At 46.8% G+C, this 22495-nt stretch carries 18 protein-coding genes and 5 tRNA genes; 6 read left to right on the top strand and 17 right to left on the bottom strand.

Going from position 1 to position 22495, the window contains the following annotated elements; genetic code table 11:
• Positions 1–345: 345 nt before the first annotated feature.
• The 5 genes from KJS52_RS06955 to KJS52_RS06975 all read right to left on the bottom strand — a co-directional run bounded on the left by KJS52_RS06955 (position 346) and on the right by KJS52_RS06975 (position 5950).
• The gene (locus KJS52_RS06955) at positions 346–1641 is read right to left on the bottom strand and encodes an MFS transporter (protein ID WP_246563266.1); all 1296 of its coding nucleotides are present in this window, start codon (positions 1639–1641) and stop codon (positions 346–348) included.
• A 139-nt stretch (positions 1642–1780) separates the two neighbouring features.
• Positions 1781–2650: a protease modulator HflC gene (hflC, locus tag KJS52_RS06960; RefSeq protein WP_213514030.1), complete on the bottom strand. Its 870-nt coding sequence runs from the start codon at positions 2648–2650 to the stop codon at positions 1781–1783.
• A gap of 74 nt (positions 2651–2724) precedes the next feature.
• Positions 2725–3792: an FtsH protease activity modulator HflK gene (gene hflK / locus KJS52_RS06965; protein WP_246563268.1), complete on the bottom strand. Its 1068-nt coding sequence runs from the start codon at positions 3790–3792 to the stop codon at positions 2725–2727.
• A 144-nt stretch (positions 3793–3936) separates the two neighbouring features.
• Positions 3937–4911: a diguanylate cyclase domain-containing protein gene (locus KJS52_RS06970; RefSeq protein WP_213514031.1), complete on the bottom strand. Its 975-nt coding sequence runs from the start codon at positions 4909–4911 to the stop codon at positions 3937–3939.
• A gap of 130 nt (positions 4912–5041) precedes the next feature.
• Complete coding sequence (locus tag KJS52_RS06975) at positions 5042–5950, bottom strand: copper amine oxidase N-terminal domain-containing protein (protein ID WP_213514032.1); 909 nt, start codon at positions 5948–5950, stop codon at positions 5042–5044.
• A 117-nt stretch (positions 5951–6067) separates the two neighbouring features.
• Here KJS52_RS06975 and KJS52_RS06980 point away from each other — a divergent pair, with 117 nt between their 5' ends.
• Positions 6068–8107: a DUF2339 domain-containing protein gene (locus tag KJS52_RS06980; RefSeq protein ID WP_213514033.1), complete on the top strand. Its 2040-nt coding sequence runs from the start codon at positions 6068–6070 to the stop codon at positions 8105–8107.
• A 236-nt stretch (positions 8108–8343) separates the two neighbouring features.
• Here the strand turns inward: KJS52_RS06980 and KJS52_RS06985 are convergent.
• From KJS52_RS06985 to KJS52_RS07010, 6 genes are all read right to left on the bottom strand, one after another.
• Positions 8344–8429 (bottom strand) — tRNA-Leu (locus KJS52_RS06985).
• A 42-nt stretch (positions 8430–8471) separates the two neighbouring features.
• Positions 8472–8547: transfer RNA gene (locus tag KJS52_RS06990), tRNA-Lys, on the bottom strand.
• A 43-nt stretch (positions 8548–8590) separates the two neighbouring features.
• Positions 8591–8665: transfer RNA gene (locus KJS52_RS06995), tRNA-Glu, on the bottom strand.
• 141 nt (positions 8666–8806) lie between these two features.
• Positions 8807–8897 (bottom strand) — tRNA-Ser (locus KJS52_RS07000).
• Positions 8898–8901: 4 nt separating this feature from the next.
• Positions 8902–8977, bottom strand: a tRNA-Asn gene (locus KJS52_RS07005).
• Between the two features lie 36 nt (positions 8978–9013).
• Positions 9014–9490, bottom strand: coding sequence for a SprT family protein (locus tag KJS52_RS07010; RefSeq protein WP_213514034.1), 477 nt, complete (start codon positions 9488–9490; stop codon positions 9014–9016).
• Positions 9491–9641: 151 nt separating this feature from the next.
• Between KJS52_RS07010 and KJS52_RS07015 the strand changes: the two genes are divergently transcribed.
• Both KJS52_RS07015 and cmpA read left to right on the top strand, forming a co-directional pair.
• Positions 9642–9989, top strand: a complete 348-nt coding sequence (locus tag KJS52_RS07015) for a hydrolase/acyltransferase (RefSeq protein WP_213514035.1) — start codon at positions 9642–9644, stop codon at positions 9987–9989.
• A 611-nt stretch (positions 9990–10600) separates the two neighbouring features.
• The gene (cmpA, locus tag KJS52_RS07020) at positions 10601–10750 is read left to right on the top strand and encodes a cortex morphogenetic protein CmpA (protein WP_213514441.1); all 150 of its coding nucleotides are present in this window, start codon (positions 10601–10603) and stop codon (positions 10748–10750) included.
• A gap of 91 nt (positions 10751–10841) precedes the next feature.
• Here the strand turns inward: cmpA and KJS52_RS07025 are convergent, their stop codons facing one another.
• The 4 genes from KJS52_RS07025 to KJS52_RS07040 form a co-directional block, all read right to left on the bottom strand.
• Positions 10842–12998: a Tex family protein gene (locus KJS52_RS07025; protein ID WP_246563271.1), complete on the bottom strand. Its 2157-nt coding sequence runs from the start codon at positions 12996–12998 to the stop codon at positions 10842–10844.
• 119 nt (positions 12999–13117) lie between these two features.
• The gene (locus KJS52_RS07030; protein ID WP_213514036.1) at positions 13118–13768 is read right to left on the bottom strand and encodes an MBL fold metallo-hydrolase; all 651 of its coding nucleotides are present in this window, start codon (positions 13766–13768) and stop codon (positions 13118–13120) included.
• Position 13769: 1 nt separating this feature from the next.
• Positions 13770–14336 carry a thioredoxin family protein gene (locus KJS52_RS07035; RefSeq protein WP_213514037.1) on the bottom strand — a complete coding sequence of 189 codons (567 nt, stop codon included), beginning with the start codon at positions 14334–14336 and terminating at the stop codon, positions 13770–13772.
• 26 nt (positions 14337–14362) lie between these two features.
• Positions 14363–14971: a DedA family protein gene (locus KJS52_RS07040; protein ID WP_213514038.1), complete on the bottom strand. Its 609-nt coding sequence runs from the start codon at positions 14969–14971 to the stop codon at positions 14363–14365.
• Positions 14972–15184: 213 nt separating this feature from the next.
• Between KJS52_RS07040 and KJS52_RS07045 the strand changes: the two genes are divergently transcribed.
• Complete coding sequence (locus tag KJS52_RS07045; RefSeq protein WP_213514039.1) at positions 15185–15496, top strand: dehydrogenase; 312 nt, start codon at positions 15185–15187, stop codon at positions 15494–15496.
• Between the two features lie 252 nt (positions 15497–15748).
• Here KJS52_RS07045 and KJS52_RS07050 read toward each other — a convergent pair whose 3' ends face one another.
• Positions 15749–15946 carry a hypothetical protein gene (locus KJS52_RS07050; protein ID WP_213514040.1) on the bottom strand — a complete coding sequence of 66 codons (198 nt, stop codon included), beginning with the start codon at positions 15944–15946 and terminating at the stop codon, positions 15749–15751.
• 248 nt (positions 15947–16194) lie between these two features.
• Between KJS52_RS07050 and KJS52_RS07055 the strand changes: the two genes are divergently transcribed.
• Both KJS52_RS07055 and KJS52_RS07060 read left to right on the top strand, forming a co-directional pair.
• A complete protein-coding gene (locus KJS52_RS07055) occupies positions 16195–17235 on the top strand; it encodes a M23 family metallopeptidase (RefSeq protein WP_213514041.1) in 1041 nt (346 codons plus the stop codon).
• Entirely contained in the window at positions 17228–17665 is a 438-nt protein-coding gene (locus KJS52_RS07060; RefSeq protein ID WP_213514042.1) for a bactofilin family protein, read from the top strand. Before KJS52_RS07055 ends, KJS52_RS07060 begins: the two co-directional genes overlap by 8 nt.
• Before the next feature lie 105 nt (positions 17666–17770).
• Here KJS52_RS07060 and gltB read toward each other — a convergent pair whose 3' ends face one another.
• Complete coding sequence (gene gltB / locus KJS52_RS07065) at positions 17771–22372, bottom strand: glutamate synthase large subunit (protein ID WP_213514043.1); 4602 nt, start codon at positions 22370–22372, stop codon at positions 17771–17773.
• Between the last annotated feature and the right edge of the window lie 123 nt (positions 22373–22495).

A 22495-nucleotide genomic window follows, 5' to 3' on the forward strand; every position in this document is an offset into this window, starting at 1 on the left:
TTAAAGTGAATTGCTCTATACTTACGATTATCTCGCAATTTTTGACCCCACATATGAGGAGCTTTGTTCGCCACAGCTCAGGCGAACAAAGCTCCTTTTGGTATAGGTTGTTTAAAAATTGGACTTTGATGACGTTGCGTTGCTTCGTCGCGGATTCGACGGCGAATCTTGAACCTAGCGATGGATTATGCTTCCGAAGTATGTTTCCTGCGGAAACATTTTAGGTGCTCACGTAGGACTGTCTACGCTGCGCTCCTCGTTTTCTACTAGCGTCCATGCTTCTTGGTCCTGAAAGCCGAGTATTTTAAACTTTTATTGGAATGTTTTGTTCAAAAACTTAATGCTTTAATTGGATGACGTTGGTCTGCTCTGTGGCTCGTGCCTGTTTCCCCATATGAATATGATTGTCCCGAGACATGCAAATAGGGAGGCACAGATCAGTATTACGTCGATGTTGAGCCAGCTTGTTAAGGATGTGCCGAGGATTGGACCGATTGAGCCGCGAATGCCGAAGGCCATAAGATGTATACCAAATACAACTGCTTCACGACCCGGTGCTATCTTAAATATAAAGGCCATAATGCCAATGTCCCAAATCGCCTCGCCAACGCCTTGCATCGCGTTGCCAAGCAGTACAGCAGGATATGTTCCCCATAGGCTGTACAGCGCCGGTACGATCGCGTAAGCTCCTATTCCGGCCATTAAGGTGTACTTAATATCAAAGCGGTCAATCATTATGCCTCCCAGCCAAAAGGTGAGCAGCAGCGCTACATAGTAAGCAACGCGCGCATAGCCGATTTCGACATTGCTAAGCGCTAATATATCGACTTGAATGATCTGGTACAGCGGTACAGACACCATGTTGCCGAAGCCCGAAAGCGTTGTGCCAATAAGGAAAAAGGCGAGCAAGCGATTGTTTTTTACAAGCTGCAGCTGTTCAAGGAACTGCTGCTTGCGCCCTACCTTGGCGACTTCTCTGATCGCAGCATTGCGATTGGAGCCTTGCTTCGACACTTTAATCGAATTGAATATGCTAACCGAAATAAAACCTGCAATTGCAGCTGCAATAAGCGGACCGCGAGGCCCCATTACATCCGTCCAGCTTCCTACCAAATAAGCAAGCGGAATCATCAGCACGCCCATGCCGACACGGACGTAGCCCATTAAGCGACCGCGCAGGTTAGACGGGTATATGCGTGATACCAAAGCTGCATAAGCAGGCGCCTGAATGCCCATCAGCAGCTGAAATACGACAGCAGTAACCACATACACATTAGGGTCTGGAAATATCGCTGGCAAAAGCAGCAGCAAGCGCCCAACCATATTCGGGAAAATCGTAAATGGTTTGGGATTATCGCTTTTTTCAATCCATGACGCCCATAACGGAGAAAATACAAGTCCAATCGCTGGTGCTGCGGACAATATCCCTACCTGCAAATTGGATGCTCCTTGCTGAATCGCAAACACAATGTAAAACTGATTCATGACTACGTTAAACAAGCTGAAAAATAAAGTTGCAATAAAGTCAACTCTAACATTCCACCATACACGCGGAGGCATATGCATGCCTAAAGCATAATGATGATGTGGTTTATTACTGTGCGCCATCGTATCGTTACCTTCTTTTACTTGATGTAACATTTGCATACTGTCCGAGAAGTAACATACTATATCTACTGCTGTTTGTATAGAGGATAAATTTTTGGTAGACGAAAAACAGACCTCTGCACCGTGGTGCTGGAGGTCTGTTTGGTTAACAATCAGTATTTCATTAATTCAGCTATTCACCAAGCAAAATTTTCGCATAAGGCGATTCAATTGGAATCATAATGACAGGCTCGTTGCTCATCGTTACAACATAGCTTTCAAGCGTGCGATAGAAATTATAAAATTGCGGGTCTTTACCATACGCTTCATTGTAAATTCGCGCCGCTTCCTGCTCGCCCTCGGCTACTATTTTCTTGGCGTCTGCCTCTGCTTGCGCAATCAGCTCAAGCGCTGTACGATCGGCCTTGGAAGTAATTTTGCGCGATTCCTCATCACCCTCGGACAAGTAACGTGCTGCAATCGACTCGCGGTCTGAAATCATGCGATTATAGACGCTTTCCTTGTTGCTTTCTGGCAAGTCAGTGCGTTTGATTCGTACATCAACAATTTTAATGCCGTAATCATCCCGCTCCAGCGCTTTCGCAACATCTGCAGTTATTTCTTCGTTCAAATCGCCGCGCGCTGTATTCTCGCTAATAATTTCATCATAGTTTACTTCGGACAGCTTACGACGTACTGCGTTATATACTGCTTCATCGATCCGGCGTGTACCTGCAGTTACGGTATGATTCGTTTTAATAAACTTCTCTGGATTTTCAATGCGCCACACCGTGTAATTGTCAACAAAGATAATCTTTTTATCCTTGGTCATAATTTGAGTCGGCACATTTTCATAAGTCATCTGATATTTAGGCAATGTTGCAACGTTGTCGATAAATGGAAGCTTAACATACAAGCCAGGCTCACGCTTCGCTTCCATCGCTTCGCCAAAGCGCAAAATAATTTTATATTCGCCTTCCTTAACAACAAATAATGAACTTGAGGCGAGAATGACAAGTAATATAGCTATCGCTGCTAAACCGTACCATTTTTTTGCGTTCATAGTTTCCTCCTACGACGTTTAATGTGTTTCATGCCGCTTGCTTTGCACAGAAATGTGCTAGAGAAGCTTAAGCATTACTGTGTCGCTGCTTGACCTTCATTAGAATTTGTGGATGTGCTTGACTGTCCTGTTGTCCCTTTGCTTGAAGAAGACGATGAGCCAGAACGATTCATCAGATCATTCAGCGGCAAGTAATTGACAGTGTCGCTATTGGAATTCGTAACAAAGATCTTCGCATTAGGAAGAATCTTCTCCAACGTTTCTAATACTAATCGACTTTCAGTTATTTCCTTGTTATTGGCATATTCCTCGTAGATTGCATTGAACTTGGCAACATCACCTTGCGCATTCAAAATACGTGATGCCTTTTCAGCTTCAGCCTGCTCAATCAATGCTTGAGCCTCACCGCGCGCTTTCGGAATTCGATCATTTTCGTACTTCATTGCATTATTAATCTTTGTATTTTTTTGCTCACGCGCATTGGTAACCGCACGGAAAGCTTCCGATACTTCACCGTCTGGCGGCTCAATATCCTGGAACTTCAAGTCAATAATTTGAATTCCCGTATCATAATGATCCATTAGCTCAACTAGCTGAATGCGAGCCTGCTCTTGTATTTCGGTTTTACCATCAGTAATGACGTAATCAAGCTTTTGCGCTCCGATTACAGAGCGGATCGAAGCAATGGCAGAGTTGCGCAGAAATGTTTCCGGATTTTCAATATTCGTTAAATAATTTTTGATATTATTAATTTTCCATGTAATAACAGCATCGGCTGCGACAATGTTCTCGTCGCCTGTTATCATCATCGCTTCTTCCTCTACAACCTGATCTCCGCCGGAGCTTTCACGGTAACCGATCGTAATCGTTTGCGTTAATTCCGCCGGCACAATTTCAACCTTTTGAATTGGATGCGGAAGCTTGAAGTGCAGCCCTGAGCCCTCCTCATGCGTAATTTTCCCAAATGTGTACACTACTGCTCTTTCCCGCTCTTCCACTGTATAAAAGGATGTTGAAGCAATGTAAATCAGTGCAATTACGACAATGGCTCCGATAATAAACTTGCGAACAGACTTCATATTTATTTCTGGCTTATTCGGTTTTGGAGCACCCGGTTCTGGGGAAAATTGTTGTGTGTTCAAATTCAGCTCTCCTCTCCTTAGTTATCTGATAAGTAATACGTGATCGTCAACAAATGGTCACAAATTTTTAATCTGATTTTAAGGTAGAGGAGATAAACGGGGCAAATCTCGAGGCTGCAAATCGTGATTGAGCGGTTTTATTGCTTAGGAAACTACAGAAGAATATATATAATAGCCGTTTTTTCCGCGATGCTTGATCATATTCATCGCATGCTCAGCATGCTGCAGCAAGCCTTCGGCATTATGCTCATAAGGCGGACTTAACGCTATGCCGATTGTAACGCAAACATAGTGGAATGGGGAGCAGTGATAGATCGTATGATGGACCGCTTCAATCATCGACTGCGCCCATACATCTACGTGCTCTCTTACTGAATCACCTGCAAGCACAACGATTAATCGTTCTTTATCGAAAGGAGAGCAGTAAACAAGAGTCGCTCTGTCCAGCATTTCCAGCTCCCATTTTATTTGCTCCATGATCGACGCACCAGAAAGTCTCATATCATCAAGCAGCGTTTGCAGCCCTTCAACGGATAGTAAAAAAAGTGCCAGCTGCCCCTGTGTAGTCGCTCCTGCCTGCAGCTCATTTTGCAAGCCATGCAAATCAACCTGATAGTCTTCATCCTCTTTTTGCTTTAACGTTAAGTAATACACTACTGTTTCCTGTCCTTCACGAATGGGAAACAACTGCCACCGAACTTGCTTTGTTGTCCCATTGAACTGCTGGATTGCAGTTTCAATAACGCCTTCCCCTTGATTAAGCAAGCGGTGAAGTCGCTTAATCGACACTAAACGCGTTTGCTCAGGAAACAAAATACCGAGGCTTTCGATTGACGTTTCATAAGGCTTGAATTCCTGAAGGCCAGTCAATAAATGAAAGGAGCCATTTGCCCCTATTAGCTTCATATCTGCTGTTAGCAGCAGCACCGCATCTTCACTTTCTCCCTGTATTTTAACTGGAGGGGAAGCACTCTCAAGCGGGCTGCGCTTTGCGCGAATTGCTTTCATATGCTGTCTCATATCGCGCACAATAAAAAAGACTAAAACAGCTATTCCGCATAGAACTAATAAATACCACCAAATATCCGCAACAATTCTTTCAATTATGCCATGCAGCACGTGAACTACCCCTTATTGTTTTTTATAAGGAGTATACTGCAATTATCTGAACTTTTTTTGAAATAAAACGACAAACAGGCAGCCTACCCATATTGTTTATATGGAAAGCTGCCTATTAAAAAATGAACGACTATTCTTTTGTATTGAACAATGTTAACAGCACTACAATACCGCCTTCATCATCGCTGAAAGCTGTAATGGAAATTTCAGTGTAGCCAACCTGCCATGCCGTTGTCAATTCGGCTTTCCCAGCGGCGATGCTGTCAGCAAAGCGATTAACGTCCTCATGGTAATCTTTAGCGTCATAGAAATAAAGCTCGTCATGGAATGGTTCGCCAAACAGCTCTTCCACGGCGTTATAAAGCGTGCCAATTGCGACTAAGTAATCATAATTGCTTTCTGCCTCAACAGCCACATCATATTCGATCATGAACAGCTTATCATTATCGAAATAGTAGGTTGGAAACGTTGCATAGCCTCCAAGATCAACGGCTTCATACGCCAAGTAATCCTCAGATTTGGAATACAGCGTAGCAGTCTCAAGGGTTGAAACAGTAGCCGCTGTATCGTTCCATTTGGTTTCTCTCATCACAAGCGGCAGCTCATTTCGCTCAGGAGCAGACGTAATCGTAACCGTACGTTTTTTACCGTCCCATACCACTTTCGCTCCCGTTGCTTCACTAATAAATCTTAGCGGTACCAGCGTTCTGCCATTTAAAGTACGAGCAGGCACTGTCAGCTCAACCTTTTTGTTGTTAACAGTAGATACTCTGCTGCCAATCGTCAAATTCATTAATACATAATCATTATAGCCAGTTACTGTTTTTGATTTTTGATCCCAGGAATAGTCCATGCCGAGAGCCTTAAATACAGTAGTGTATTGCACAAGTGTAGTGTTGTTTGCCATAATAGGATCGACATCAAACTTTAATTGTTTGCCGTCGACAAATACTTTGATTGGATCATTTGCCGCTGCGGACAGTACTCCAGCTGGCATTAGCAGTGCAAAAACAAGCAAAATTGACAACCATTTTTTCATTAATAATGTGCTTCCCTTCTTTAATTGTATGATGGAGCTACTAAATTAACCCAAATCAGTATATCATGTAACTATCAATTAATAAATCGTTCCAAAAACCTATAGGCTTGTTTTTGTTTGTTTAATAAGGAGGAGATCAACATCGACTGGAACAAAAAAATGATGGAGCTTGAGCAAAGGCTGGCAAGCGTTGAGCATGAGCTCAAACAATTGAAGCATACCGCTCAGCAGCCGGAGCAAACAAGGCGACAGCATGGTCAGGCAGAGCAGCAGCGACCGCCTCAATCAAATGCTAATGCGTATGCTCCGCCTCATGGTCCAGCCAGCAATCAGCAGACCAATCGCCCTAATCAGGGCAGCTATACGGGAATGCCAGCTCAGCAGCCTGTATCTGCACCTGCTCCGCTTCCGACACAGCAGTCAGCCTACACGGCAAATCAGGCGCAGTCTCATGCTTTCCCTGCTAACCAAGCGCAGCATCAGCAGAGCCAATGGGATAATCGAAACGTCCCGCCTTTTCAGCAACCGCTGCAGCAAAATCAATGGGACAATCGAAATGTTCCGCCTTTTCAGGTGCCGCCACAGCAGCTTGCTGCAGGAGCACTTCAAGCTAAGGATGCGAGCAGCATGGAAAGCATTCTTGTCAAATATATATTGCCAATTGTCTTCATTATCATATTGCTTGTCGGTATTTTGCTGCTGTTTATTGCAGGCGTCGCCTATGGCTTAATTACTGAGCCTGTACGCTGCTTGCTGGGAGTTTTCCTTGCCGCTTGCATGTATATCGTCGGGCTGGTGCAGCAGCGGCATAAACGGCCAATTTGGGGCAAGGTATTGCTAGGTGGGGCACACGGCACCTTTATTATTACGGTATCTGTTGCGCATTTGGCATATGAATTGATTGGCGTCATTTGGGCAGCGCTGCTTTATGCAGCTGCATTTGGTCTTATTATCTTTTCAGCGGTACGCTGGCGCTCGCAATTGCTCGTTACAATCGCCGTCATCTCGGGCTATTTATGTATGTTTTTAATTGATTTTAACAGTATTCATACGATTTCATTTATTATTATACAGCTTGTCTTTTCGATCAGCATGATGCTGCTTGCAGCAAAGCTTAATTATCGCTATGCTTATGGCTTTGCCTATATGCTGCTGCATGTTTCGCTACTCATTACGAATGGCTTACAGGAATATTTCAGCTATAAATATTTACTGGCAGCACTTATCGTTCAGCATCTGGTCGTGTTCGTGCAATATATGAGACGCAAGCTTGTCTATACAGAGCATGTCGTAGCGCAGTTTATCGGCATCACCGCGATCATTAGCTGGTCAGCTTACTACTATAACAATCCTGGCGGAACCAGTATGATCTACTTGGCTGTTACGCTCATTATCGCAGTTGCCTATGCGATAGCGCTGCTCTATTTTGAACGCACCTTATCACAAGAGGAAGTTGCTCAGGATGTCAAACGCTCACTTATGCTGCGCACTGAAATTAGTGCGATTATTACATGCATAGCTTTGCTTTTCTTTTTCATAGAGCTGATTGGCGCTTCCTTTATTGGTCTTGTATTATTCCTGCTCGGCACATCACTTGTCCTTTATGGACTGCGAGACGAGCATCCTGTTTTGCGCTGGTTTGGCGCCTGCCTCGCTTTTTTAGGGGCAATCAGCATTATATTTGATGTACCGAGCAAGTTTGCCTCCTACGAGGTGCTTAGCTGGATCATTATGCTGATCAGCATTCCTGTCGTTTATCGCGAATGCCGCCATACCTTTACAGGTGAAAAGGCCCAGCCAAATCTGCTTGCAGGGATTCTGTGGACGGAAGCAGCACTCATTTTCATCTTTATGACGATCCTCGCCAATTTGTTAGGCGACGTTATCGGCAACACCGTCTCAACGGCTTATTTAGTATCCTTGTCATGGCTGCTATATGCGATTGCTGCCATTATTGTCGGTGCGGCTCGCAAGCTGAAAAAAGCAAGGCTGACAGGCATTATTTTGCTGCTCGTCATTGTGATCAAGGTTATCTTTATCGACATTACCTTCCTTAATCTTCTATCCAAATCGATTATGTTTACGGTTTTGGGCGGTGTCGGAATTCTTGTATCGTTCTTCCTGTACAACCGGACGGACGAGAAAAAAGAAGGGTAACATGCTAAAAAAGACTTCGATGCGTCGTAAGATGCGTCGAAGTCTTTTTTTGTTTGTTCCTGTTTACGAAACTATGGTAAAGTAGCAAGAAAACCTGTTACACAGAAAGGTTAAGGCTTCTAGCAGGGATATGTGGTCACACAATGTGGTCATTATGCGGTTATGTTAGAACAGGAATTATATTTAAAGATATAAAGAAGCCCTTAGTAAATAAGGACTCTGGAGATTATTATGTATGGTGCGGTAGAGAGGACTCGAACCTCCACGGGTATACACCCACCACCCCCTCAAGATGGCGCGTCTGCCATTCCGCCACTACCGCATATGAAAAAACTATCATCCAGCAACTTGCAAAGAAGAAAACTGGTGAGCCATGAAGGACTCGAACCTTCGACACCCTGATTAAAAGTCAGGTGCTCTACCAACTGAGCTAATGGCTCGCATGATTTTCGTTACTCATGTGAGCAGCTCTCATAAGAATAGTGGTGACCCGTAGGGGATTCGAACCCCTGTTACCTCCGTGAAAGGGAGGTGTCTTAACCCCTTGACCAACGGGCCGCATAGACTTGTTTCTGAGAAGCGACAAGATGTATATTAACACATCTAAAAACTCATTGCAACGATTTTTTTGAGAGAAATAAGCAAATAAAAAAGACCGATATTCGGTCCATTATCAGCATCTTTCCTGAAGAAAAACGATGGCGGAGAAGGTGGGATTCGAACCCACGCACCACTTACGCAGTCTAACCCCTTAGCAGAGGGTCCCCTTGAGCCACTTGGGTACTTCTCCGTACTGGCTCCCCGAACAGGACTCGAACCTGTGACAACTCGATTAACAGTCGAGTGCTCTACCGACTGAGCTATCAGGGAACAATAAAGATAAAGCGGACAATTAATAATCTATCATTATCGAGGTTCTTTGTCAAGGGGGACAAGCATTAATTTTCCATTGCATTTTCCACAACGATATTTTTGCACATCCATTTTGCGTTTGCGAAAATATTGATGCTTGCATGACAAGCAGTGCAATACATAACGATATGGATTTCCGCTTCGCTCGCTTCGTTCGGGAAGCGACTTGCAATAGCGTGAACCGCCAACATGCGCCAACAGCTGTTTAAAATCATGATCCCGATGTCGATAGCCACGGTTCAACAAATGCAAATGATAATGGCATAGCTCATGCTTAATAATTTTCTCCGTCTCCTCCACGCCGAAAGCTTCCAGTTGATGCGGACTAATTTCAATATCATGCGATTTCGTAAAATATCTGCCGCCTGTTGCCTTCAAACGAGCGTTAAAGCTTGCTTTATGGAGAAATGGTCTACCAAAATATTGCAGCGAAATTCGCTCTACCCATCGCTGCAGCTCTTCATTGTTCATTATAGTCACCTAATTTTACTCGCATATTTTGCGTCTCAACACATATAAGGCATAACAAAGACGCAACATAAATCTACTTGAATTGTAAGCGAACAATAGGCTAAACTGTCAAGTAGAAGTGCTTAATTTGAGGGGAGAGTTTTTATACATTATGGCTACTATGCGCTATGTCCTGCTACAGCAGGAAACTAAACTAACATTTGTGGAAATGCCCGCTTCTCACGCTTACCAGCTTAGCGCGTTAAACCTGCGTCTTCGCAAAGAAATCGATAAGCTGACCGCAGATGAAGTTCCAGTACTGCCGCTTGCTGTTGCTGAATGCGATGCAGTTGACGTTCACGCTGATTCTGTACATATTGTTTCAGGCCTGGATTACATTAATCAGCTTGAGGCTGATTTTGCAAGCATAAAAGAAAAATCCTACCCGCTAATTTCCCTTTTGACGGAAATTAGGGCGCTACAGGCGCAGCTAGAGCAATGGTACGAAGAAGAGATGTAGTCCAAAACGCACGACTTTGATGACGATGTATTGCGTTGGAGCGTAGTCGACGGCGAACATGTCACGCTACCGAAAACTGCGGTGCTCACGTAGCTCTGCTCTACGCTGCGCTCCTCGTTTTCTAGTATCGTGCCATCTTCTTGGTCCTGAAAGCCGAGCTTTTTGTACTTTTATTTGAAGATGTAGTTCAATTGGCTGGACTTTGATGACGATGTATTGCGTTGGAGCGTAGTCGACGGCGAATATGTCACGCTACCGAAGGCTCCGGTGCTCTCGTCACTTTTGCCTACGCTGCGCTCCTCATTTTCTACTAGCGTCCAACCTTCTTGGTCCTGCAATCAAAAAAGCTACAGCGGAGGAACAAAGCAATCCGTAAAACGGCAGTGGGTCGCCTTTAACATCGTAATGCAACCTTAAAAATTATAATAAGAGCATTACGATTTAAAAAGCGACTGAAGGATGTTTTGTTCCAGAGCGCTGAGGATGCTTTGCTCCGGAGCGCTGACTTGGATGATGATGTATTGCGTTGTAGGAATGCAAGACATGCACGATAGACGCCTATGGCTCATATGCTATACCACACCATTGACGGACTAAAGGGAGGTATTGCTATGCCGCATTGGCTAAAAAACCAGCTGATGAGGGCGTTCCAGCGCGGAGATGCTCGCAAGGTTCGCTTGCTTAATGATTGCTGGTATTTTTATCGTGCACAGGCTATTCATACAAGGGCAGATTTGGAGCATGATCATACGCTTCATTAATATGCAAAAAGAAGCCAGCTCCTTGCCTTAGATTGAGCATGGCTTCTTCCAGGGCGTGTCTGAGAACTGAGTTTTCAGACACGCCCTATGTTTATTGTGGTTTTTTCATGGTCAAGCCTACACGATTTCGCTTCAAATCTACATCGAGCACCCATACAGTGACTGTATCGCCAACTGAAACAACGTCCATAGGATGCTTGACGAAGCGGTCGCTCAGCTGGGAAATATGAACCAAGCCATCATTTTTCAAGCCGATATCGACAAATGCACCGAAGTCGATTACATTGCGCACCGTCCCTTTAAGCTCCATTCCCTTCGTCAAATCCTCTATATGCAGCACGCCAGTATGGAATATCGGCGGCGGCAGCTCCTCGCGCGGGTCGCGTCCAGGGCGTAGCAGGCTGTCTACGATATCCTTCAGTGTCGGTACGCCGACATCCAGCTTCTGCGCCATTTCCTCAATATTCAACGATTTTAACGCATTGTTGAGCGCTTCTGTACCAACCGCCTGCTCCGTCAACGATAGCCCCTTCAGCAGCGCCTGTACGACCTTGTATGACTCGGGATGAATAGGTGTATTGTCGAGTACCTGCTCACCATCCGCGATCCGCAAAAAGCCTACACATTGCTCGTACGACTTCGCGCCCAGGCGCGGCACCTTTTGCAGCTCGCTCCGTTTGGAGAAGCGGCCGTTTTGCTCGCGATAGGCGACGATGTTTTTGGCAATCGTGCTGTTGATGCCGGCAACATATGACAGCAGCGAGGACGAGGCAGTATTCACATCTACTCCGACATGGTTGACGGCAGATTCTACTACAGCACCCAGCGATTCCTCGAGTCGCTTCTGGGCGACATCATGCTGGTACTGTCCAACTCCTATTGCCTTGGGCTCAATCTTTACCAGCTCGGCAAGCGGGTCCTGCAGTCGCCGCGCAATCGACACAGCGCTGCGCTCGGCTACATCAAGCTCTGGAAACTCGGCAGCTGCAAGCGGAGATGCAGAATAAACGCTGGCTCCAGCTTCATTTACTATAATATATTTCACCTTGCTTGCCTGCGGTCGGCGCTGGATCATATCAGCTACAAATTGCTCTGTTTCACGCGAGGCTGTGCCATTGCCGATTACGATCAGCTCAACGCTGTACTTTTCAATAAGCTTGCAAATCAGCTTTTCAGCTTCCTCCGTTTTATGATGCGGCGCAGTAGGATAGCACACCCCAACCTCGAGCATTTTTCCGATATCATCGATTACAGCGAGCTTGCAGCCCGTACGGAATGCCGGATCGATGCCAAGCACAATTTTTCCACGAACAGGCGGCTGCAGCAGCAAATTGCGCAGATTGGCCGAGAAAATCGTAATCGCATGCGCTTCAGCCTTGTCTGTCAGCTCGCCTCGCACCTCACGTTCAATTGACGGGGCGATCAATCGCTTGTAAGCATCGGCAATCACCTCATCAAGCAGCGCTTGAATCGGAGCTGGAGCATGTGCCCGCACAAGTCCCTTCCTCATATATTGCTCTATTCGAGCCGTATCCAGCTCAAAGCCAACCTTCAAAAATTCCTCGCGCTCGCCACGATTAATGGCGAGAATACGATGCGGTGGCAGCTTGGCGATTGGCTCCTGATAATCATAGTACATTTCGTATACACTTTCAGCCTCGGCATCCTTGGCAGTTGTACGCAGCACGCCTTGACTAAAGGTAAAGCTGCGAATCCATGTGCGAATTTTCGCATCATCAGCAAGCTGCTCTGCGATAATATCCTTAGCTCCGGCAAGCGCCTCTTCTGCATTAGCTACACCTTTTTCTTCGTCCACATAACGAGCCGCTTCAGCGTACGGATCGTTCCCTTTTTGCTCAAGCAGCCATTGCGCCAGAGGCTCCAGCCCTTTTTCCTTGGCGACGCTCGCTCTTGTTTTGCGCTTTTGCCGATAAGGACGATATAAATCCTCAACCTCCTGCAGCTTCACACTTTGCTTAATAGCAGCGGCAAGCTCATCCGTCAGCTTGCCTTGCTCCTCGATCAAGCGCAGCACTTCCTCCTTGCGAGCCTGCAAATTACGCATATATTGCAATTTTTCTTCGATAGAACGCAGTTGAACCTCGTCCAGCTCACCTGTCATCTCCTTGCGGTAACGGGCGATGAACGGGATTGTATTGCCTTCATCCAGCAAATCAACTGCAGCCTGCACCTTTTTGGCTGGCAGCGCAAGCTGCTTGGCAATTTCTTCAATCATATTTAGTGCCATTGTAGCTCCCTCCTCGGCATATCGGTATAGGTACGTGTTCAAAGCATTCTCTGTAAATGATCAGCCTTTAGGCAACTGAAGCATCCCATGCCAAGCAGCAGGAATGCTTCAAATCGCGTCTATTTAACTCTAACGTAAGGGTTGTTTGCTTTTTCAAATCCAATTGTCGTTCTTGGTCCATGACCTGGGTAGACAATCGCTTCATCAGCGAGCTTGTACAGCTTGTTCTGGATTGAATCGTACAAGTCAGCCTCACGTCCGCCTGGAAGATCTGTACGCCCGATAGAAGCACGGAACAATACATCGCCAGAGAAAATATGCTGCCCGCATACATAGCTTACGCTGCCGGGTGAATGGCCAGGCGTATGCAGCACCTTAAAGCTGTGTCCGATCAGCTTAAGCTCCATTCCTTCCTCCAAGGCATACTCTGCCGGATCAGTCGCAAGCGGCTCGGTTACATCCTGCCAGCGCATCGAGCCGTTTTTGCGCGAATCGGTCAGCCAATCTGCCTCCAGATCATGCACATAAACAGGACAGTCTGCTGCCTTGCGCACTTGATCGACTCCGCCCATATGATCGAAATGGGCATGTGTCAGCAATATCGCTTCGATCTTGATTCCTCCAATGCTGTCCAGCAAAGCCTTTGGATTCATGCCCGGATCAATAATGATGCCGCTTGTTTGTTCAGCAGCTTCATCCTCAACGGTTAACAGGTAGCAGTTCGTTTGCAGCGGACCAAGCACAAAGCTTTTAATTTTAAAGCTGCTCATCTTAAACACTCTCCAATATTTCGCGCAGCTCGGCAACTACATATTGCTGATAGTCCGTACCTTCACCGTACTGGCGCAATATTTCAGCACGCACTTCTGCCATGCGCTCTGCATAATCGGGTGCTTGCGGATCCGGATTGGTCGCTTTAAATGCAGCCATCGGTGCTTGCACATGCTTCGGACGAGGTCCCCATTGACCTAGCACGGCTCCTCCTGTATCGGCGATAATTACAATCGGAATGGAGCGTCCGCCAAAGGTAAGAAATTGATCCATCGTATCCGTATGCTCTTCCATAATGAGCACATCAATCGGAATGCCGCTATTTTCCAACGCATTGAACACAACCGGAATGTTGCGTACAGCGTCGCCGCACCAGTCAGCCATTAAAATCAAGCAACGCAAATCATCGCGATTGTTCAGCGATTCAAAAAACTGCTGATCATCCTCGGATGGCCATTGAAACTGCTCCTTATAGGCAATAAACTGCTCCTTATTTTTGGTCATGCCTGCAATAAATTGCTCAGGTGTAATTCCTTTTCCAAGCTTGCTTGCTACATTTTTACTCATTTATGTAACCCTCTTTCATTTGTAATTTATTTTTTGCGAAATCTGCGTAAATATAAAATTAGTACAATAACGATAATGATGGCGATAATCGCATAGGCAATGTTGGAGTACACATCCATAAAAGCGACAATATCCTCCCAGCGGTCTCCAAGTGTGGTGCCCAGCATAACGAGAATCGTATTCCAAATAATTGTGCCCAGCGTTGTATAAATTAAAAATGGAGTAAGCTTCATGCCCGACATCCCGGCAGGAACCGAAATCAAGCTGCGAATTAAAGGAACCATGCGGCAGAAAAACACCGCTTTGTTGCCGTGCTTGTCAAACCAGGCATCGGCACGATGCAAATCCTCTTTTTTCACTCGCAAAACCTTGCCCCAACGATCTACAATCTTTTCGAGACGCTCTACATCAAGTATACGACCAATATAATACAAAATAATTGCGCCTATTACCGAGCCAAGCGTTGCAACTACAATTACACCCAATGGGGTTAAATCGGTGCGGGTCGTCATAAAACCGCCAAACGTTAAAATTACTTCGGACGGTATCGGAGGAAATAAATTTTCAATCGCAATTAATAGTAAAATCCCCAGATAACCAAACTGCTCCATCATTTCAATAATCCAATTCTCCATACATTACCCCCATCGAGTTTCAATAAAGAACTTGCTCTGCAAAAATGCTGTTCACACCATCATTTATTCTACCATATGTATAATCTCCCTTCCAATTCTACCTGCAACTTGCAGTGAAGAAAAGCTGAAGCAATCGTTGGGTTACATCGCAGTCGATAGTGACCAGCCTAGAGCGCAATGCATATACATAAAACGGAAAGGAGCTGATTGCAAATGAAGCACCAAGCGAAAAACCAACAGCCAGAGCTTCCGAAAGCCCGAAACATACGCAGAACATGCCAGTCAGAGCTATACCGTGCGATTAAACGTATGAAGGTTTGGATACCTGAGGATAAAGTGAAAGCGGCTGAAAAGCTCTATTTTCAGAAGGTAGCAGCGAATCTTGTGTGGATTCATGAAAATCGAAGCAATCGCCAAAAGCAATTGGAATGGTGGGAGGCCCATGTATGCGATGAGCTGGTCGCTATTTTGGAGGTGGACCGCCAACGCTTCGCCGACGCGTTTAAGGATGCCTATGGCGGATAAGATTATGTTTGATCAAGTCTTTATTAGCTAACGAAGCTGGATAACGTTATGTGTAACCAATGAAGCCTTTATTTTTCTAATGAATGCACAAGTCTTAATGGGCGGTATTCACTGTAAATAAAGCAGTTTTCCGCCCCTTAACGTTCTGCATATTCGTTAGATTTTCCATCGGTTTCTACGTACTCATTAACGTTACCCAGATTCTTTAAACCTCACTTTAAACTTGCTTTCTGGCTTAAACGACTGCCAGCCTTATTGCAGGCTGTCTGCAACGCCGTCCGACACGCCTGTCGTGTCTGTTGTTGTTTCTTCAATTAAGCCGTTATGCTCTGTAACTTGACCGCCACCTAGCCCCTCATTAATCATGCGATCAATATCCATCTCATATTGCTGACGCCCTTCATCATACAAATCAGGAGCCTCCGGATTCTTTTTATAGCGATCCGCCATAGCTATTCCCTCCTTTCTTTTCAAGCTCTTAGCCAGCCTTGCAAGCTGCCGATCTGGCCTCAAGCTATAGCCTTCCCTGCTGTCTGCTGCTCATGCATGATGATCATAAAACGGTAAATGACAAGCTAGTTGAACACGTATTTTTAGACAACTTTTTCATTTTTATGGCATGTTTTATAGCTTTTCAGAATACATAGTGATAGAACGTTCTATTGATAGGTAGGATTGAAGACGGAAGGAGTATGTGTGTGAAGCATAAACAGCGCTCAAATTGGTCGTTGTTGTTGATGCGTGGACCTGATCAGTCCGTGAAGCAATTTAACGTATCCAGGCGATCTGTAATTGCCGCACCAGTGGCTCTGATGACGATATTTAGCAGCGTCGTTGTCGGGCTGCAGCTTAAGGCTCATTCGGAGCTTCAACGTATTCAACTGGAACAGGAAGCCTTGCAGCTTCAATACAGCACTATGATTCATGAGCATAGTGATGAAGTTCAGGAGAAGGAGGAGACCATCACCAGTTTAGCTGCGCAGCTGACTGCCCTGCAGCAGCAGCAAAGCGCTGTCTCCGGCAAACTGCAAGAGCTTAAGGAGCTTGAAGCTCAGCTTCAGCAATTTATTCAAACCTATGGAGAAGAGATCCCTTTACATTTGGATAGAAGTATTGATCAGCCTTCAGACGATCATCCACATGCAGCAGCTGAAGCGAAAAGCGAATCGCAAAAAAGCCAGTATGAGAAAATTGCCACGATGGCCTACGTGCATGATGCTCCAATTTCTCATATGACTCAGTCGCTCGAGGATTTAAAAGCAGCAATGGAGCATACACTCGCGAGAGCGCAATATGTACGCGAGCAAATCGACAGCTATCCTAATTTCTGGCCAACTGAAGAGGTACATATTACATCCGGCTTTGGCTATCGCTCGGACCCTTTCACCGGGAGCATCACCTTTCATGCCGGGATTGACATAGCCGGCAAAGCTGGCGATGGAATATTTAGCGCGGCGGATGGTGTCGTGGTCGAAAGCGGCTTTGATGCGCAGTATGGAAATTATGTTGTCGTTGAGCATCTGCATCATTTGCGAACTATTTATATGCATCTGCAGACGATTGAAGCAGCAGCAGGCGATGAGGTCGTGCGCGGCGAAAAGCTTGGCACGATGGGCAGCAGCGGACGAAGCACAGGCCCTCATCTTCATTTTCAAATTATGCAGCATGATCAGGCCGTCTCGCCCTTGCCGTTTTTGCGCAATCAGAAAACGATAAAGGAGGATCAACAGCATGTTTAAAGAAGCAAAGCGACTTATTGCAACGGATACATTGATTGGTCAAGGAACAATGGTGGAAGGCAGTGTCGTAACAGAAGCCAATTTGCGAATCGAAGGCGAATTCCATGGCGAAATCGCCACCAAGGGAGAAATCGTCGTTGGCGAGTTCGGGATCGTCAAGGCTGAGCTGCAAGCAACGACGCTTACCATTGCCGGGCAGGTGCACGGCGACGTAACGGTAAGTGGCAGACTCATCATTACTCCATCCGGACAGCTGCATGGCAACGCGGTTGTACAAAGCATTATTGTACAGGAAGGCGGAGGCTTCAACGGACAGTGCAAAATGATGACTCCAAGCAAATCAGAGTTAAGCAAGGCTGCTAAAAATGGCGATGACAAGCAAGACAAACAGGATAAGCAGGATAAGGTGCGTGCTCGTCAAGCTGGCTAACCAACAAATGCTCCCTCCCTTTACTGAACAATAAAAAGGAAGCGAGTGTGCACGATGCACATTCGCTTCCTTTATTATTTCTGGACATCATAATTCTGGGTTTGCTTATTTCGCTGCCAGCAGCAATTCCTTTTTGCTGGATTCAAATGCTGCAAGCAGTGCGTCAGTGCCTTCATGGCCCGCTTGCTGCGCTGATTTGATATGCTGCAGCATTTTTTTGTAGTCTTTCGGAATGACTTTGACAAAATGGCTTAGCTCGCCTTCAAAGTTTTGCAAAATGCGTGCTGCTACTGTGCTTTCTGTATAGCGAACATGGTTGCTCAGCATTGTACGCAGCTCTTCAACATCCTCCTGCTCCTCCAGACGCTCAAGCAATATCATTTCCAGATTGCTGCGGCCAAGCAGCTTTTGGTTTGGATCGTATACATAAGCAATTCCGCCTGACATGCCGGCGCCGAAGTTGCGGCCAGTTTCACCAAGAATAACAACACGTCCGCCAGTCATATATTCGCAGCCATGATCGCCAACCCCTTCAACGACAACGTTGACGCCCGAGTTGCGCACTGCAAAGCGTTCGCCAGCGATCCCGCGAATATACGCTTCGCCGCTTGTTGCGCCGTACAAGACAGTGTTGCCCGTAATGACATTTTCCTCCGGCACAAAGGTGGATTTCGCAGAAGGCGCAACGATCAGCTTGCCGCCTGAAAGTCCTTTGCCGAAGTAGTCATTCGTATCGCCTTCAACGGAAAGCGTAATCCCTTTCGGAACAAATGCTCCAAATGACTGCCCAGCCGTACCGACAAAATGGTACCAAATTGTATCCTCTGGCAGTCCTTCAGCTCCATAGCGGCTAGTGACTTCATAGCCGAGCGTCGTGCCTACAACGCGATCCGTATTCAGGATCGGATACGTGCCGCGCACCTGCTGCTTCTGCTCCAGTGCCGCTTTCGCATTTGGAATTAGCTCGCGAGCGTCAAGGCTAAGCTCAAGCCCGTGGCTTTGCTGCTTGGAGTTGTAGCGCGTTGAGCCTGCTGCCGGTTGATGATCATGCAAAATCGCAGAAAGGTCAATGCCTTTAGCCTGCAAATGCTCTGCCAGCTCCTTTGTTTGCAGACGATCTACACGACCAACCATTTCTTCGATCGTGCGGAAGCCTAGCTCAGCCATAATTTCACGCAGCTCCTCTGCAATAAAGCGCAGGTAGTTTACGATATGAGCCGGGTCGCCTGTAAAGTTTTTGCGAAGCTCAGGGTTTTGCGTCGCTACGCCTACTGGACATGTATCCAGCTGGCAGACACGCATCATAACACAGCCTAGTACAATAAGCGGCGCGGTTGAGAAACCGAATTCTTCAGCGCCAAGCAAAGCTGCAATCGCGACATCGCGGCCTGTCATCATTTTACCGTCAGATTCCAGCACAACGCGATCACGCAAATTGTTCAGCATCAAGGTTTGATGCGTTTCAGCAAGACCAAGCTCCCACGGCAAGCCCGCATGTCGGATCGAGCCGATAGGCGATGCTCCCGTACCCCCGTCATAGCCGCTAATCATAATGAGGTCAGCGCGGCCTTTGGCAACGCCAGCTGCAATTGTTCCGACACCGGCGCCTGCTACAAGCTTGACGCTAATGCGTGCGCGCGGGTTGGCATTTTTCAAGTCGTGAATCAGCTCAGCCAAATCCTCGATCGAGTAAATATCATGATGCGGCGGCGGCGAAATTAGACCTACGCCTGGCGTAGAGCCGCGAACCTCGGCAACCCAAGGATATACCTTTTGTCCTGGCAGCTGTCCGCCTTCGCCCGGCTTAGCGCCCTGCGCCATTTTAATTTGAATTTCATCAGCATTGGCCAAATAGTGGCTCGTCACACCGAAGCGTCCAGATGCAACCTGCTTGATTGCGCTGCGGCGTAGGTCGCCATTGGCATCCGGCACAAAGCGCGATGGATGCTCGCCACCCTCGCCTGTATTGGATTTGCCGCCGAGGCGGTTCATCGCAATCGCCAAGCTTTCATGCGCCTCCTGGCTAATAGAGCCATAGGACATCGCACCTGTTTTGAACCGCTTCACGATTGAATCTACAGACTCAACCTCCTCAAGCGGGACCGAGCTTGCATCCTTTTTGAAATCAAGCAGCGAACGAAGCATGAGATGCTTTTTGTTTTCGCCTTGAATAAGCGCTGAAAACTTTTTGTACAGCTTGTAGTCATTTTTGCGAGCTGACTGCTGCAGCGTATGAATTGTTTGCGGCGTCAGCAGATGGTCTTCGCCATCGCGTCTCCATTGATATTCGCCGCCAGAATCCAGCTCGCGCTCTGCACCTTCCTGCTTGGAGAAAGCACGGTCATGAGCGAATTGCGCATCCTTGGCGATTTGCTCAAGCTTGATGCCGCCAATACGTGAAGGCGTCCATGTAAAGTATTGATCAATCAGGCTTTCATGCAAGCCGACAGCCTCGAAAATTTGCGCACCACGATACGATTGAATCGTTGAAATACCCATTTTGGACAAAACTTTAACGACGCCCTTCGTAGCCGCTTTAATGTAGTTTTTCACTGCTTTCTCATATGAAATGCCGCGCAGCGTGCCTTGCGCAATGCTGTGCTCAAACGTTTCGAATACGAGATAAGGATTGATAACATTAGCGCCATAGCCTAGCAATAGCGCAAAATGATGCACCTCTCTCGGCTCGCCTGATTCAAGCAAAATCGACACCTTCGTGCGGTTGCCGTTGCGAATCAAGTGATGATGCAGCGACGATACGGCAAGCAGCGCCGGAATCGCAGCATTTTCCTCATCAACGCCGCGGTCGGATAGAATGATTAGATTATGCCCTTTGGCAATTACGCGATCTGCTGCCGCGAACATTTCATCCAATGCTTTCTCCAGTCCAGAAGCTCCGCTGCCGGAAGGGAAGAAAATCGGGATCGTAATAGCTTTAAAGCCTTCACGACGAATATGGCGCAATTTGGCAAATTGTTCATTGGACAGAAACGGCCCATCCAGCTTCACATGACGGCAGCTTTCCGGCTCAGGATTTAACAGATTGCGCTCCGGACCAATCGTCGTAACGGTTGACGTAACAAGCTCCTCGCGAATCGCATCAATCGGCGGGTTGGTAACCTGCGCGAACAGCTGTTTAAAGTAGTTGTACAGCAGCTGCGGACGCTCGGACAGCACCGCCAATGGCGCATCATAGCCCATTGAGCTAAGCGGCTCTTGTCCGCCAAGCGCCATCGGCTCGATAATGCGATGAATTTCTTCATACGTATAGCCAAATGCTTGCTGTCTTTGCTGCAGGCTTTCCTGGCGAACCTCCGGCAAATGCGGAGCATCCGGCAGATCGCTCAAATCAACCAAATGCTCGTCAAGCCATTGGCGATATGGATGCTCAGCTGCGATCATCGCTTTAATTTCCTCGTCCGGCACAATGCGGCCTTTTTCTGTATCGACAAGCAGCATACGTCCTGGACGCAGACGATCCTTGTACAGAATTTGCTCAGGCTCAACAGGCACAGCACCTGCTTCAGAGCCTAAAATAATATGGTCATCCTTCGTTACATAATAGCGCGCAGGACGCAGACCGTTGCGGTCAAGCACGGCGCCAATTTGCACGCCATCGGTAAAGCCCATCGCAGCCGGGCCGTCCCACGGCTCCATCATCGTACTATGGTATTCATAGAACGCCTTGCGCTGATCGTCCATGCTTTCATGATTCGCCCAAGGCTCCGGCACCATCATCATCGCCACATGAGGCAGCGAGCGTCCAGCTAGGTACAAAAATTCGAATGTATTATCAAACATCGTAGTATCCGAGCCGTCTGGCGCAATGATCGGCTTGATTTTGTGCAAGTCGTCGCCGAACAGCTCGCTTGCAAACAATGTCTGGCGCGCATGCATCCAGTTCACATTACCGCGCAGTGTATTAATTTCGCCATTATGAATCATATAATGGAAAGGATGCGCTCTTTCCCAGCTTGGAAATGTATTGGTACTGAAGCGCGAATGAACAAGCGCCATCGCCGAAACGACCTGTGGATTGTTCAGTTCAATATAGAAAGAGCGAACCTGCTCAGTTGTCAGCATACCTTTATATACAATTTTGCGAGCGGACATGCTGGAGAAATAGAACATATCTCCTCCCTTTTGCTCGCCATAACGGATGGCAAGCTCAGCACGCTTGCGAATGACATAAAGCTTGCGTTCAAATGCCATCGTGTCAGCCAAGGCCGAGTTGCGGCGAATAAACACCTGCTCGACAAACGGCTTTACAGACAAGGCAGATTGTCCAAGCAGCTCATCATTGGTAGGAACCTCACGGAAAGCGATTAGCTCTTGTCCTTCTTCCTTTATAATAGTAGAAAGAATGCTTTCAATTTCCGCGCGCGCCTCTTGATCCTGCGGCATAAACATCATGCCTACAGCATATTGCTCCGGCTCAGGCAGCTCAATTGCTTGCTTGTTTAGCTCGGCTGCAAAAAATTGATGCGGGATTTGAATGAGAATCCCTGCGCCATCCCCTGTGTTCGGCTCGCTGCCCTGACCGCCGCGATGCTCCATATTTTCCAGCAAATGCAGCGCCTTGCTAATGACGTCATGAGATTTGACGCCTTTAATGCTGGCAATAAAGCCCATGCCGCAAGCATCCTTCTCAAATTGCGGGTCATATAGCCCTTGTTTAGGCGGTAAGCTTACTGATTGGTTTTTCATCGTATATTTCCCCTCTATCATAAAATTTCCTTGACTCTCTTCTGCTTTGAAACAACTTATAATAGAATAGGTACAAGAGATCCCTCACCCTCTCCCTTGTCCTATATTGTTCACCTTGTCTAA

The organism is Paenibacillus montaniterrae, assembly GCF_018403185.1.
Classification (GTDB): Bacteria; Bacillota; Bacilli; order Paenibacillales; family Paenibacillaceae; genus Pristimantibacillus; species Pristimantibacillus montaniterrae.

Coding starts and splice junctions, on each gene's coding strand:
- KJS52_RS06955 (WP_246563266.1), bottom strand. CDS start 1,641: ATGTTACATCAAGTAAAAGAAGGTAACGATACGATGGCGCACAGTAAT.
- hflC (WP_213514030.1), bottom strand. CDS start 2,650: ATGAACGCAAAAAAATGGTACGGTTTAGCAGCGATAGCTATATTACTT.
- KJS52_RS06975 (WP_213514032.1), bottom strand. CDS start 5,950: ATGAAAAAATGGTTGTCAATTTTGCTTGTTTTTGCACTGCTAATGCCA.
- KJS52_RS07010 (WP_213514034.1), bottom strand. CDS start 9,490: ATGAACAATGAAGAGCTGCAGCGATGGGTAGAGCGAATTTCGCTGCAA.
- KJS52_RS07015 (WP_213514035.1), top strand. CDS start 9,642: ATGGCTACTATGCGCTATGTCCTGCTACAGCAGGAAACTAAACTAACA.
- cmpA (WP_213514441.1), top strand. CDS start 10,601: ATGCCGCATTGGCTAAAAAACCAGCTGATGAGGGCGTTCCAGCGCGGA.
- KJS52_RS07025 (WP_246563271.1), bottom strand. CDS start 12,998: ATGGCACTAAATATGATTGAAGAAATTGCCAAGCAGCTTGCGCTGCCA.
- KJS52_RS07030 (WP_213514036.1), bottom strand. CDS start 13,768: ATGAGCAGCTTTAAAATTAAAAGCTTTGTGCTTGGTCCGCTGCAAACG.
- KJS52_RS07035 (WP_213514037.1), bottom strand. CDS start 14,336: ATGAGTAAAAATGTAGCAAGCAAGCTTGGAAAAGGAATTACACCTGAG.
- KJS52_RS07040 (WP_213514038.1), bottom strand. CDS start 14,971: ATGGAGAATTGGATTATTGAAATGATGGAGCAGTTTGGTTATCTGGGG.
- KJS52_RS07045 (WP_213514039.1), top strand. CDS start 15,185: ATGAAGCACCAAGCGAAAAACCAACAGCCAGAGCTTCCGAAAGCCCGA.
- KJS52_RS07050 (WP_213514040.1), bottom strand. CDS start 15,946: ATGGCGGATCGCTATAAAAAGAATCCGGAGGCTCCTGATTTGTATGAT.
- KJS52_RS07060 (WP_213514042.1), top strand. CDS start 17,228: ATGTTTAAAGAAGCAAAGCGACTTATTGCAACGGATACATTGATTGGT.
- gltB (WP_213514043.1), bottom strand. CDS start 22,372: ATGAAAAACCAATCAGTAAGCTTACCGCCTAAACAAGGGCTATATGAC.